Annotated in this window: 9 protein-coding genes; 5 read left to right on the top strand and 4 right to left on the bottom strand. The window is 69.6% G+C overall.

The annotated features are described in order from the left end of the window. Nucleotides 1-195 precede the first annotated feature (195 nt). Complete coding sequence (locus tag X946_RS20645) at nt 196-582, top strand: RT0821/Lpp0805 family surface protein (protein WP_038751339.1); 387 nt, start codon at nt 196-198, stop codon at nt 580-582. Between the two features lie 18 nt (nt 583-600). Further along, the gene (locus tag X946_RS20640) at nt 601-1,077 is read left to right on the top strand and encodes an NUDIX hydrolase (RefSeq protein WP_038751338.1); all 477 of its coding nucleotides are present in this window, start codon (nt 601-603) and stop codon (nt 1,075-1,077) included. Between the two features lie 324 nt (nt 1,078-1,401). On the opposite strand, the gene X946_RS20635 is transcribed toward X946_RS20640, so the two are convergent. Continuing rightward, nucleotides 1,402-3,111 (bottom strand): glutamine--tRNA ligase/YqeY domain fusion protein, encoded by a 1,710-nt coding sequence (locus X946_RS20635; RefSeq protein WP_038751337.1) that lies wholly within the window; start codon nt 3,109-3,111, stop codon nt 1,402-1,404. A 264-nt stretch (nt 3,112-3,375) separates the two neighbouring features. On the opposite strand from X946_RS20635, the gene X946_RS35205 reads away from it, so the two are divergent. Continuing rightward, complete coding sequence (locus X946_RS35205; RefSeq protein WP_038751336.1) at nt 3,376-3,585, top strand: ornithine acetyltransferase; 210 nt, start codon at nt 3,376-3,378, stop codon at nt 3,583-3,585. Between the two features lie 1,001 nt (nt 3,586-4,586). Here X946_RS35205 and X946_RS20625 read toward each other — a convergent pair. After that, nucleotides 4,587-5,807, bottom strand: coding sequence for a CaiB/BaiF CoA transferase family protein (locus tag X946_RS20625; protein WP_038751335.1), 1,221 nt, complete (start codon nt 5,805-5,807; stop codon nt 4,587-4,589). A gap of 1,084 nt (nt 5,808-6,891) precedes the next feature. On the opposite strand from X946_RS20625, the gene alaS reads away from it, so the two are divergent. Continuing rightward, nucleotides 6,892-9,516, top strand: a complete 2,625-nt coding sequence (gene alaS, locus X946_RS20620) for an alanine--tRNA ligase (protein WP_038751334.1) — start codon at nt 6,892-6,894, stop codon at nt 9,514-9,516. Here the strand turns inward: alaS and X946_RS20615 are convergent. Beyond that, the gene (locus X946_RS20615; RefSeq protein WP_152611759.1) at nt 9,488-9,838 is read right to left on the bottom strand and encodes a hypothetical protein; all 351 of its coding nucleotides are present in this window, start codon (nt 9,836-9,838) and stop codon (nt 9,488-9,490) included. The genes alaS and X946_RS20615 overlap by 29 nt on opposite strands. Before the next feature lie 79 nt (nt 9,839-9,917). Beyond that, entirely contained in the window at nt 9,918-10,883 is a 966-nt protein-coding gene (locus X946_RS20610) for a LysR substrate-binding domain-containing protein (protein WP_038751332.1), read from the bottom strand. 134 nt (nt 10,884-11,017) lie between these two features. Here X946_RS20610 and X946_RS20605 point away from each other — a divergent pair, with 134 nt between their 5' ends. Further along, the gene (locus X946_RS20605; RefSeq protein WP_038751331.1) at nt 11,018-12,562 is read left to right on the top strand and encodes a YbfB/YjiJ family MFS transporter; all 1,545 of its coding nucleotides are present in this window, start codon (nt 11,018-11,020) and stop codon (nt 12,560-12,562) included. The last annotated feature ends 522 nt before the right edge of the window (nt 12,563-13,084 follow it).

Genomic DNA, 13,084 nt, shown 5'->3' with positions numbered 1-13,084 from the left:
CGGCGGCGCGACCGATCGCCGCGCGCCGCCCGAAGCGGTTTCGCCGTCGATTTTCTGAGGCGCGGCCCACGCGAGGCCGCGTCGTGCCGCCGGATCGGTTTCAAATACCGTTCGTTGCAGTTATCCTTGAGCGCTCTTGCGGCGCGCGGCCGAAGCCGCGCGCCGGACGTTCGATCGCTTCCAAAGGAGAACAACATGACGATGCGAGCCCGTGTCTCGATCCTGTCGCGCGCGCTGGCGGGCGCCGCGTGCGCGGCGGCCGCGCTTGCCGCGCACGCGCAGAACAACCTGAACTTCCTGAACGACACGCCGATCAGCTATTTCAGCAAGGCGGACACCGCGTCGCTCGCGAAGGCCGTGCAGAAGGTTCGCGACGAAGGCAAGGACGGCGAAACCGTCGACTGGATGAACGAAGGCCGCGGCACGAAGCTCGCGGCGAAGCTGACGCCGAGCACGACCGAGCAGGAAGGCCGCACGTGCCGCGAGATCAAGACGGAAATCGAGGCGAAGGGGCAGTCGATGACGCTGCGGCCGCTCTATTGCAAGACCGAGGCCGGCAAGTGGCAGTTGCAGAGGCGCTGACGCGGGCCTGACGCGCGGATGAGCGCGATGAAGCCGCGCGGCCGGCCGCGCACGGTGTCCTGCGGGATCGTGCTGCTCGATTCCGCCGGCCGCGTGCTGCTCGCGCACGCGACCGACACGGCGCACTGGGACATCCCGAAGGGCCAGGACGAGCCGGGCGAGACCGCGCAGCAGGCGGCGCTGCGCGAGCTGGTCGAGGAGACGGGCATCGTGCTCGATCCCGCGCGCCTGACCGATCTCGGCTTGTTCGCTTACCGGCACGACAAGGATCTGCACCTGTTCGCCGCGCGAGCCGCCGCGCACGAGACGGACCTGTCGCGTTGCACGTGCACGTCGATGTTCCCGAGCCGCCGCGACGGGACGATGATTCCGGAGATGGACGCGTTTCGCTGGACCGAGCCGGGCGAAGTGGAGGCGTACGCGAGCCGCAGCCTCGCGCGGCTTTTCGCGACGACGCTGTCGCTCGCGCAATTGCATCGGACGCTGCCGGGGTAAGCGCCGCGCGTGCGCGACAGCCAGCGTGCGCGACAGCCTTGCCGCCCGTCGCCGATGACGAACGTCGCATGACACGCCTCGGCGCGCGATCCCCCGCGTGCGACGCCCGGCGTGCGACGCCCGGCCGATTCGTCCGCGCGAGGTTCGGTGTCACGCGCGCCTGCGCGCCGGACGCCGCACGCGCCGCGGCAATCCGGACCGGTCGGCGGGCCGAAAGCCGACTCGGCTGCCATCCCGGCTCGGACATCAAACGAAAATGCCCGGCCTGAGCCGGGCATTTCATTTTTTGCGCGGCGCGAGTAACGGAGCGCGCCGAAGCGGCCGTCAGGCCGGCTTGCCCCAGCTGTCGCGCAGGCCGACGATCCGGTTGAACACCGGCTGGCCGGGTTTCGAATCGACACGGTCCGCGACGAAGTAGCCGTGGCGCTCGAACTGATAGCGCGCCTCCGGCGTCGCGTCGCGCGCGCCGGGCTCGAGGTAGGCCTGGACGACCTTCTTCGAATCCGGATTCAGCGCCTCGAGGAAGTTGCGGCCGCCCGCGTCCGGGTGCGGCTCCTTGAACAGGCGATCGTAGATCCGCACTTCGGCCGGGCACGCGTGCGGCGCGCTCACCCAGTGGATGTTGCCCTTCACCTTGTAGTTGTTCGCGCCTTCGGTGCCCGACTTGCTGTCCGGATAGTAGTTGCAGTGCACGGCGATCACGTTGCCGTTTTCGTCCTTGTCGGCGCCCGTGCATTCGATCACGTAGCCGTAGCGCAGCCGCACCTTGTTGCCCGGGAACAGTCGGAAATAGCCCTTCGGCGGGCTCTCGTTGAAGTCCTCGCGCTCGATCCACAGCTCGCGCGAGATCGGGAACGTGCGCTGCCCGCGCTCCGGATGGTGCGGGTGCACGGGCGCCGTGCATTCCTCGGTCTGGCCTTCCGGATAGTTGTCGATGACGAGCTTGAGCGGATCAAGCACGGCGACCGTGCGCGGCGCCTTGTCGTCGAGGTCGTCGCGCAGCGCGCCTTCGAACACGCTCATGTCGATCCACGAATCGACCTTCGTCACGCCGATCCGCTCGCAGAAGAGCTGGATGCTCTGCGGCGTGAAGCCGCGGCGGCGCACGCCGACGATGGTCGGCATCCGCGGGTCGTCCCAGCCGTCGACGTGGCCTTCCGTCACGAGCTGCAGCAGCTTGCGCTTGCTCGTGATCGCGTACGTGAGATTCAGGCGCGAGAACTCGATTTGCTGCGGCAGCGGCCGCGCGAACACGCCGGCGTCGGCGAGCTCGTTGAGCACCCAGTCGTAGAGCGGGCGGTGATCCTCGAATTCGAGCGTGCAGAGCGAGTGCGTGATGTTCTCGATCGCGTCCGAGATGCAGTGCGTGTAGTCGTACATCGGGTACACGCACCACGCGTCGCCCGTGCGGTAGTGGTGCGCGTAGCGGATGCGATAGATCACCGGGTCGCGCATGTTCATGTTCGGCGAACCCATGTCGATCTTCGCGCGCAGCACGTGCTCGCCTTCCTTGAACTCGCCCGCCTTCATCCGGCGGAACAGGTCGAGGTTCTCCTCGGGCGAGCGGTCGCGGAACGGCGACGGCGTGCCCGGCTCGGTCAGCGAGCCGCGGTTCGTGCGCATCTCGTCGGCGCTCTGGCTGTCGACGTACGCCTTGCCGCGCTGGATCAGCAGCTCGGCGAATTCGTAGAGCTTGTCGTAATAGTCGCTCGCGAAGTACTGGTGGTCGACGCTGTCTTTCTGCCAGTCGAAGCCGAGCCAGCGCACCGCGTCGATGATCGAATTCACGTATTCGACGCTTTCCTTTTCCGGATTCGTGTCGTCGAAGCGCAGGTGGCACACGCCGCCGTAGTCGCGGGCGACGCCGAAGTTCAGGCAGATGCTCTTTGCATGGCCGATGTGCAGATACCCGTTCGGCTCGGGCGGGAAGCGCGTTTCGACGCGGCCGCTCCATTTGCTCGCGCGGTTGTCGTCGTCGATGATGTTGCGGATGAAATTGGAAGGCGCGGTGGCGTCGTTGCGTTCGGTGCTCATGCGGAACAGGGAAGAAAAAGGGGGAGGGCGCGTGCCGCGCCGCTCGAATTCGTCAATTCTACCTGACGGACGACCGTCCTGAGGAGCGGCGCACCTTGCGGCGGGCGGCGCGGCGCGTTTTTCCGGCATTTGTGCGGCATGTGTTGCCGCTGTAACGGGAGGTAAATCGCCTTGCCGGCCGGATCGCGCTTTTTTAAGATGCGCTCACCCAGGTTTCATGCCGCCGCGCCGTGCCTTGCGCGGCAACGTTTCGAAGGCAGCATCATGATGAAGAAGACCAGCTTTCTCGTTCGCGCCACCGTCATCGCCGTGGCGCTCGCCAGCTTGAGCGCGTGCGCGATGAACCGCACGCAGCGCAACGCCGGCATCGGCGCGGCCGCGGGCGGCGCGCTCGGCTACCTGATCACGGGCGGCCCGATCGGCACCGTCGCGGGCGCGGCGGCGGGCGGCCTCGTCGGCGCGGGCGTGCGCTAAAGGGCGCAGAAGGGCATTAAAGGGCATTCGACGCGGCGGCCGAGCGGTGGACGGGGCCGCCACGGCGCTCCTGGCGAGCAGGTGGCGCGGGCGAATGCCGGGGGCGGTGCCGGATCGTAGATCCGGGGCGTCGAATTAGCCGGTTTCGCGCCCTTCGTCAGCTTCGTTGCACGAATGCATGTGTCAGCCCGTCGCAAGCCGGGCAGCAGGGCGCGCCATAGGCGCGCCCGTTTTGTTGGCGGGCACGATTTCGTCGGGTTTTGGGGCCCTTCGACGAGGGCTCGCGATCGGCATCTTCGCCGGCTGGTTTGTTCGGGGGCACCGTTTCGGGTGTCGGCGGCCGAAGCGACGCGCTCGTGTTCGCGGTTTTTCGGTCGACGTCGGGCGTTGATCATTCCTGTCGCTATCCCGCTTTCCCGCTAGAGGAGAAACTTGCGACGCGACGACATGCGGGACCTCCGCAGGGAAAACGTGGAAGCCCGCTTTGTACCGTTCGGTCGTGACGAGGCGATGTCCGGGTGCGCTTGCCGGGTGCCGCGTGCGGTGAACGGGGCGGGCCGCGCGTCGAGATCCCGGGTTGCGGCGCGCGGACATTTCGGGCTTTCGAGGGGGGCAAGTTCCGGCGCGCGAAATGCGGAGTTCGAAGCTCGGGCTCGAAGCTCGAAGCTCGAAGCTCGAAGCTCGAAGCTCGAAGCTCGAAGCTCGAAGCTCGAAGCTCGAAGCTCGAAGCTCAACGCTCAACGCTCAACGCTCAACGCTCAACGCAAAAGTTCAACCGTCGATGCTCAACGTCCGAAGCCGAAGCCCGAAGCCTTGAAGCTATAGAAGTTCGCGAGTTTGAATCGGCAAACCGGCAAACCGGCAAACCGGCAAACCGGCAAACCGGCGAAACGGCGAAACGGCGAGCGGGCGACTGGGCGAAGAACCAACACTCGAGAGAAAGAACGCGGGCGCACAATCGAAGCCGCGCGCCCGCCCGCCATCGCACCCATGCGCCGCGCTCACACGACGCGCTTGTCCCTGAGCGCCGCGATCGCCGCGTCGCCGTAGCCGAGCATGTCGCGCAACACCGCGTCCGTGTGCTCGCCGAGGAGAGGCGGCGCGCTGCGCGCGTCGGGCGGCGTCTCGCTCATCCGGATCGGGTTGCGCACGAGCTTCACGGTCGCGCCGCTCGGATGAGGCAGCTCGACCTGCATGCCGCGCGCGCGCACTTGCTCGTCGTCGAACACTTCATCGAGATCGTTGATCGGCCCGCACGGCACGCCGAGTGCCTCGAGCGCGTCGAGCCATTCGCGTTTCGTGCGCGTCTTCGTCATCTCCGCGATGATTGGCACGAGCGTGTCGCGATGGCGCACGCGCGCCGGGTTCGTCGCGAAGCGCTCGTCGTCGGCGAGCGCCGCGCGGCCGCCCGCCTCGACGAACTTGCGGAACTGCCCGTCGTTGCCGACCGCGACGATGATCCAGCCGTCGCTCGTCTCGAACGTCTGGTAAGGCACGATGTTCGGATGCGCGTTGCCCCAGCGCACGGGCGGCTTGCCGCTCGCGAGGAAGTTCGTGTTCATGTTCGCGAGGAGCGCGACCTGCACGTCGAGGAGCGCCATGTCGATGTGCTGGCCGCAGCCCGTGCGGTCGCGGTGCGCGAGCGCGGCGAGGATCGCGATCGTCGAGTAGAGGCCCGTCGCGAGATCGGCGATCGCGACGCCCGCCTTCTGCGGGCCGCCGCCCGGCAGGCCGTCGCGCTCGCCCGTGATGCTCATGAAGCCGCCCATTCCCTGGATGATGAAGTCGTAGCCCGCGCGGTGCGCATACGGGCCCGTCTGGCCGAAGCCCGTCACCGAGCAGTAGACGAGATCGGGCTTCACGGCTTTCAGCGATTCGAAGTCGAGCCCGTATTTCGCGAGCTGGCCGACCTTGTAGTTCTCGAGCACGACGTCGCATTGCGCGGCGAGCTCGCGGACGATCCGCTGGCCCTCCGGCGTCGCGATGTCGACCGTCACCGAGCGCTTGTTGCGGTTCGCGGCGAGGTAGTACGCGGCTTCGCGGGTGTCGGCGCCGTCGGGCGTTTTCAGGTACGGCGGGCCCCAGTGCCGGGTGTCGTCGCCGCTCTCCGGGCGCTCGACCTTGATCACGTCGGCGCCGAGATCGGCAAGCGTCTGCGCGCACCACGGGCCCGCGAGCACGCGGCTCAGGTCCAGGACGCGGATATGGCTGAGGGCTCCCATCGTCGTTCAGTCTCCTCTGTTGGTGGTGCTATCGATCGGCGCGCGGCCCAGGGGCGTCGCGCCGATCGGGGCGCGGCCGCGCGGGCGCGTGTCCGGTTGGTCGTCTCCCGCCGCATCTTAAAGCGATTCGGGTGCGGCTGTCGCGAAGGCGGGCGGCGCGAGGGCGGCGGCGGGGCCGGATGCAGGCGCGCGCCGCCGCCGCGAGCGCCCGCGGCGCGGTTGTGACCGCTCGCCGCGTGGCGCTGCTTCGGCGGAGCGGATTGGGGGCGAGGTTCCGGCGCGGCTTGGGTGCGGCCCCGATGCGGCTTCGATGCGGCTTCGATGCGGCTTCGATGCGCTCGGTCGAAAGCCGACGAGATGCCGATGTGAACGTGTTGCGACGTCGAGCGAGAGCCGGCGGGGCGCTCGAGCACGGCGCTCGAGCGCTCGGCAACGGCTTCGAACGGTGCAATGGCCTGCTCATGGCCGGGAAGCCGGCAACGGCCTCGAAAAATGGCTCCGAATGGCTCCGAACGGTCGGTAATGGCGCGGCGGCCGGGCGTCTTTCGGGGGTGGCCGCGGCATGATTGTCGGCGTGTCGGGCGTATCGTCCACATTGGGTTCGACGCGTCGCCATGCGGCCGTCGCGGCGCGCTCGTATCGCGCGCGATCGTTCGGCTCGACCGGACTCGCCGGTTCTGGTCCCGGTCACGGCCGAGTTCAGCTCGCCGCGGCTCGACTCGGCCTGGCCGATTGGCCCAACCCGTCGCCCCAAACCCGTCGCCCCAAACCCGTCGCCCCAAACCCGTCGTTCGAGCCCGGCCGCGTGTTTCCGGCGTGGATTTCGCGTGCTTTGCCGACCGTCCTCGACTAGCGCGTCGGACGTTTCCGGACCGCGACGATCTTACGCCGAGTCGGCCGCGTCGCCCGCTGCCGACCTCGACGCCGTCCACGGAACGTTCGCCCAACGCCCACCCCAACGCCCACGGGCCGCGAGCGGGGATCTATCCCGTATAATTGATCGTTTCAGAATCCAGCCGCCGTCCGCCGAGTCGAAGCGGCCGGCGCTCAACCCAGTTTTGGCCTGACCCCGTCCCCGCACGCTATGAAAGCCGCCGAAATCCGCGAGAAATTCCTCAAGTTCTTCGAATCGAAGGGCCACACGATCGTCCGCTCGTCGAGCCTCGTCCCGGGCAACGACCCCACGCTGCTCTTCACCAATTCGGGGATGGTGCAATTCAAGGACGTGTTCCTCGGCGCCGAGACGCGCCCGTACTCCCGCGCGACCACCTCGCAGCGCAGCGTGCGCGCGGGCGGCAAGCACAACGACCTCGAGAACGTCGGCTACACCGCGCGCCACCACACGTTCTTCGAGATGCTCGGCAACTTCTCGTTCGGCGACTACTTCAAGCGCGATGCGATCCATTACGCGTGGGAACTGCTGACGACCGTCTACGCGCTGCCCGCCGACAAGCTCTGGGTCACCGTCTACCACGACGACGACGAGGCGTACGACATCTGGGCGAAGGAAGTCGGCGTGCCGGCCGAGCGGATCATCCGCATCGGCGACAACAAGGGCGCGCGCTACGCGTCGGACAATTTCTGGCAGATGGGCGACACGGGCCCGTGCGGCCCGTGCTCGGAAATCTTCTACGACCACGGCCCGGACGTGTGGGGCGGCCCGCCGGGGTCCCCCGAGGAAGACGGCGACCGCTACATCGAGATCTGGAACCTCGTGTTCATGCAGTTCAACCGCGACGCGCAGGGCAACATGACGCGCCTGCCGAAGCCGTGCGTCGACACCGGCATGGGCCTCGAGCGGATCGCGGCCGTGCTGCAGCACGTGCACAGCAACTACGAGATCGACCTGTTCCAGAACCTGATCAAGGCGTCGGCGCGCGAAACGGGCGTGGCCGACCTCGCGAACAATTCGCTGAAGGTGATCGCCGATCACATCCGCGCGTGCTCGTTCCTGATCGTCGACGGCGTGATCCCCGGCAACGAAGGCCGCGGCTACGTGCTGCGCCGGATCGTGCGCCGCGCGATTCGCCACGGCTACAAGCTCGGCCGCAAGGGGGCGTTCTTCCACAAGCTCGTGGCGGATCTCGTCGCCGAGATGGGCGTGGCCTACCCGGAGCTGAAGGAAGCCGAGCAGCGCGTGACCGACGTGCTGCGCCAGGAGGAAGAGCGCTTCTTCGAGACGATCGAGCACGGGATGTCGATCCTCGACGCCGCGCTCGGCGAACTCGACGCCGCGGGTGGCAAGACGCTCGACGGCGAACTCGCGTTCAAGCTGCACGACACGTACGGCTTCCCGCTCGATCTGACGGCCGACGTGTGCCGCGAGCGCGGCGTGACGGTCGACGAGCCTGCGTTCGACGACGCGATGGCGCGCCAGCGCGAGCAGGCGCGCGCGGCGGGCAAGTTCAAGGCGGCGCAGGGCCTCGACTACTCGGGCGCGAAGACGGCCTTCCACGGCTACGAGGAAATCGCGTTCGACGACGCGAAGGTCGTCGCGCTGTACGTCGACGGCGCGTCGGTCGACGCCGTGAAGGCGGGCGAGAGCGCGGTCGTCGTGCTCGACCACACGCCGTTCTACGCGGAATCGGGCGGCCAGGTCGGCGATCAGGGCGTGCTCGCGAACGCGGCCACGCGCTTCGCGGTCGCCGACACGCTGAAGGTCCAGGCCGACGTGATCGGCCACCACGGCACGCTCGAGCAGGGCACGCTGAAGATCGGCGACGTCGTTCGCGCGGAGATCGACGCCGAGCGCCGCGCGCGCACCGCGCGCAATCACTCGGCGACCCACCTGATGCACAAGGCGCTGCGCGACGTGCTCGGCTCGCACGTGCAGCAGAAGGGCTCGCTCGTCGACGCGGACAAGACCCGCTTCGACTTCGCGCACAACGCGCCGCTGACCGACGACGAAATCCGCCGCGTCGAGGCCATCGTCAACGAGCAGGTGCTCGCGAACGCGCCCGGCATCGTGCGCGTGATGCCGTACGACGACGCGGTGAAGGGCGGCGCGATGGCGCTCTTCGGCGAGAAGTACGGCGACGAAGTGCGCGTGCTCGATCTCGGTTTCTCGCGCGAGCTCTGCGGCGGCACGCACGTGCATCGCACGGGCGACATCGGCCTCTTCAAGATCGTCGCGGAAGGCGGCGTCGCGGCGGGCATTCGGCGCGTCGAGGCGATCACGGGCGACAACGCGGTGCGCTACGTGCAGGCGCTCGACGCGCGCGTGAACGCGGCGGCGGCGGCGCTGAAGGCGCAGCCGTCCGAGCTGATCCAGCGGATCGGCCAGGTGCAGGATCAGGTGAAATCGCTCGAGAGGGAACTCGCCGCGCTGAAGTCGAAGCTCGCGTCGAGCCAGGGCGACGAGCTCGCGCAGCAGGCGGTCGAAATCGGCGGCGTGCACGTGCTCGCCGCGACGCTCGACGGCGCCGACGCGAAGACGCTGCGCGAGACCGTCGACAAGCTGAAGGACAAGCTGAAGAGCGCGGCGATCGTGCTCGCGGCCGTCGACGGCGGCAAGGTGAGCCTGATCGCGGGCGTCACGGCGGACGCGAGCAAGAAGGTGAAGGCGGGCGAGCTCGTCAACTTCGTCGCGCAGCAAGTGGGCGGCAAGGGCGGCGGCCGGCCGGACATGGCGCAGGCGGGCGGCACCGAGCCGGCGAATCTGCCGGCGGCGCTCGCGGGCGTCAAGGGCTGGGTCGAAGCGCGGCTGTGACGCGGCCGGGCGGCGCGACGAGATTCGGCGCGCCGTTCTCGTCGCGACGGCGGCCGCACGGCGGCGGCGGGTGACGCGATTTCGGGGGCGTATCGGCGCGGTGCGCGGTGCGCCCGCGCGGCGGAACGCGGGCTTGGACGATGAGCTTGCGGCGATGCCGGCGCGCTTCGCTTCTTCGACTTCCGCGAGCGTCGCGGCAAAAATCGGATGATCGAACGACCGAAACGGTCCAATCGGCTTGCGCCGGCTGGGCCGTTTTGCTTTCGGGTTCGATGACGGGCGCGGCGGTGCGCGGTGCGCGCATGGCGTCGGCGCGCGTCATGTCACGTTGCCTCGCCTCGCGTTGCGTGACGCAGCGCCGCCGCACGGCGAGCCGGCTATGCACGCGCGCATCGCGCACGTCAGACGGCCAGCGTTTCGTCCGCCGTGCCGCGCCGCGTGCGCCCGCGCGTGGCCTTCGCCGTTTCGTTCGTCGCGATGTCGGTTGCGTTCGCCGCCGCGGCCGCATCGCGCAACGCGTCGCGCAACGCGGCGAGCGCCGCCGAGAAATGCCCCTGACGCCAGACCAGCATCGTGTCGATCGGCGCGATGTCGTCGATCGGATGCACGCCGAGGCTGTCGGGCTCGCGCTGGACGGTGAGCACCGAGCGCGGCGCGACCGCGACGCCCGCGCCCGCCGCGACGCACGCGACGATCGCGTGATACGAACCGAGCTCGAGCACGCGCCCGGGCTTGAGCCCGTATGCGGCATACCAGCGCTCGACGCAACCGCGGTACGCGCAGCCGCGCTCGAACGCGACGAGCGTCGGCAGCAGCACGTCCCGCGGCGTGCGCACGCGCGGATGGCCGCGCGGCGTCAGCAGCACGAGTTCCTCGGTGAAGGCGGGCGCGGTCTCGAACGGCTCGCCGAGCGCCTCGGAGCCGGCCGGTGTCGCAACGAGCGCGGCGTCGAGCTCGAATTCGCGCACCAGGCTGATCAGCTCGCTGGTCGTGCCGGTGACGAGCTCGAGCGTGACGTCGGGCCACGCCTGATGGTAGCGCGCGAGAAAAGCGGGCAGACGGCTCGCCGCGGTGCTTTCCATCGCGCCGAGCCGCAGCCGGCCGCGAGGGCGGTTCTCGCGGACCGCGTGGCGCGCCTCGTCGGCGAGCGCGAGCAGGCGCTCCGCGTACGGCAGCAGCGTTTCGCCCGCGGGCGTCAGCACGAGCCGGCGGCCGTCGCGCACGAAAAGCGGTGCGCCGAGCTGTTCCTCCAGCTGCTTGATGCGGGTCGTGACGTTCGACTGCACGCGATTGAGCTTCGCGGCCGCGCGCGTCACGCCGTTCTCGCGCACGACCGCGCGAAAGATCGCCAGCGCCGCCAGATCCATGATTCTCTCCATGGGATGGATCGAATCTCAATTATTCATTTTTCGAGAACGGTTGGTCAAGCTAGCATCGATTCGATTTTGGCTAATCCGCGACGCTTCCGACCCCTCGAATCGGCCGCGTCGCCCTCGAAACGATGCGCTCCCTTTCTCCTTCACGCGGCGCGGCCGGCGCGCCCGACTATCCATTCTCCGGCGAGCGCGCGGCGCGCGACGCGGCGCTCGCCTGTGCGGCGGCGCTCGCGGTCGCGCTCGGCGTCGGGCGCTTCGCGTTCACGCCGCTGTTGCCGCTGATGCTCGCGGGCGGCGAGCTCGACATCCGGCACGGCGGCTGGCTCGCGTCCGCGAACTACGCGGGCTATTTCGTCGGCGCGATGACCTGCGCGCGCATCGCCGTCGATCCGGCGCGGATGGTGCGCGCCGGGCTCGCGGCGACGGTCGCGCTGACGCTCGCGATGGGAGTCGCGAGCCCGTTCTGGGTGTGGGCGCTCGTGCGCTTCGCGAGCGGCGCGGTCAGCGCGTGGACGTTCGTGTTCGCGTCGCAGTGGGGCCTGAGGCGCGTGGCCGAGCGCGGCGCGCCTGCGTGGGGCGGCGTGATCTATACCGGGCCGGGGATCGGGATCGTCGTGACGGGGCTGATCGGCTCCGCGTTGGCGGGGCAGCGTGCGGCGTTCGGCTGGATCGGGTTCGCGGCGGCGTCGGCGGTGCTGTCGGCGATCGTGTGGCGCGCGTTCGGGGCGACGGGGCGCGACCCGATGCGCGATGCGGACGGCGGGCGTCTTCGTCGCGGGGCGGAAACCGCGGGCGATGGGGGCGGCTTGGCAGAGGCGGGCGGTCGGGCCGAGACGAGGTGCGCGGTCGAGCCGGCCGGATCGGCCGACGCCATTCGAGTGGGTTCGGCGTACGGCGTGCCCGATGCGCGTGACGTATCCAACGCGCCCGATGCGTCCAACGCGTCCAACGCGTCCAACGCGTCCAACGCGTCCAACGCGTCCAACGCGTCGACAGCGGCGGCCGCAAAGGATTTCGCGTCCGCGCAAATTCCCGGCAAGCGCGGCGCGCTCGCCGCATCGGCCGCAAGCGCGCCGCACGCGTGCACCGCCGCCCGGCGCGATGCGTTCTGGCTCGTCTTGCTCTACGGCCTGCCCGGCTTCGGCTACATCATCACCGCGACCTTCCTGCCGGTGATCGCCCGCGCCGCGTTGCCCGCGCACTCGCCGTGGCCCGATCTGTTCTGGCCGACGTTCGGCGCGGCGCTGATCGTCGGCGCGCTGGTCGGCGCGCGGCTGCCGAGCCGCTGGGACAATCGCCTGCTGCTCGCGGTCTGCTGCGCGGTGCAGGCGGCCGGCGTCGCGCTCGGCATCGTCTGGCCGACGGCGCCCGGATTCGCGTTCGGCAGCGCGCTCGTCGGCTTGCCGTTCACCGCGATCACGCTGTTCGCGATGCGCGAAGCGCGCCGCTTGCGCGGCGAGCGCGCGGCGGGCCTGATGGGGTATGCGACCGCGTCGTATGGCGTCGGACAGATTGCCGGGCCGCTGGCGGCCGCGCCGCTCGCCGCGCGCGCGGGAACCTTTTCGCCGGCGCTCTGGCTCGCGTCGGCGGTGCTGCTCGTCGGGGCGGCGGGGTTTGCAGCGGTAGCGGCGAGTTCGCGCGCGACGACGCACGGCCGCGACGTCGCATGAGCGCGCGACTGGCGATGGCGCGATGAAGCGGTTGCGGGCGTTCGAGCACGCCTGCTGCATCGACGCGCTCGACGTGCTCGACGTGCATCGTGCGTTGCGTCGTTGGGAGCGCGCGCCGCGTGCATTGCCGAGCGTCGCCTTTCCCGCGTCGAATGCGCGGCCTCCGCCTCTGCCGCCTCTGCCGCCTCCTCCGTCTCCTCCGTCTCCGCCGCCTCCGCCGCCTCCGCCGCCTCCGCCGCCTTCGCCGCCTCCGCCGCCGCGTCGCCGCGCCGCGGTGCTGCACGATTTTTTGTCGAGCCGCGTCGCGACGGTCCGTGTTGAGGCATCGCCGCTTGCCGCTTGCCGCTTGCCGCTTGCCGCTTGCCGCGCATGGCGCGCGCATCCTGCGCATCGACCGGAGCGCGCCGCGCGCGCCGAATGACCGCCGCAATCGATCGTCATCGAGCTTGCGCGCCCACGCGGCGCGTTCCGCCGCTTCCACTTTTCTCGATGCGCTCGCCGCGCATCCAACGAGCATCCGAC

The organism is Burkholderia sp. ABCPW 111, from assembly GCF_000773065.1.
Taxonomy (GTDB): domain Bacteria; phylum Pseudomonadota; class Gammaproteobacteria; order Burkholderiales; family Burkholderiaceae; genus Burkholderia; species Burkholderia savannae.
The sequence above is the reverse complement of the archived record's forward strand: the minus strand, read 5'-3'. Positions and strand labels throughout refer to the sequence as shown.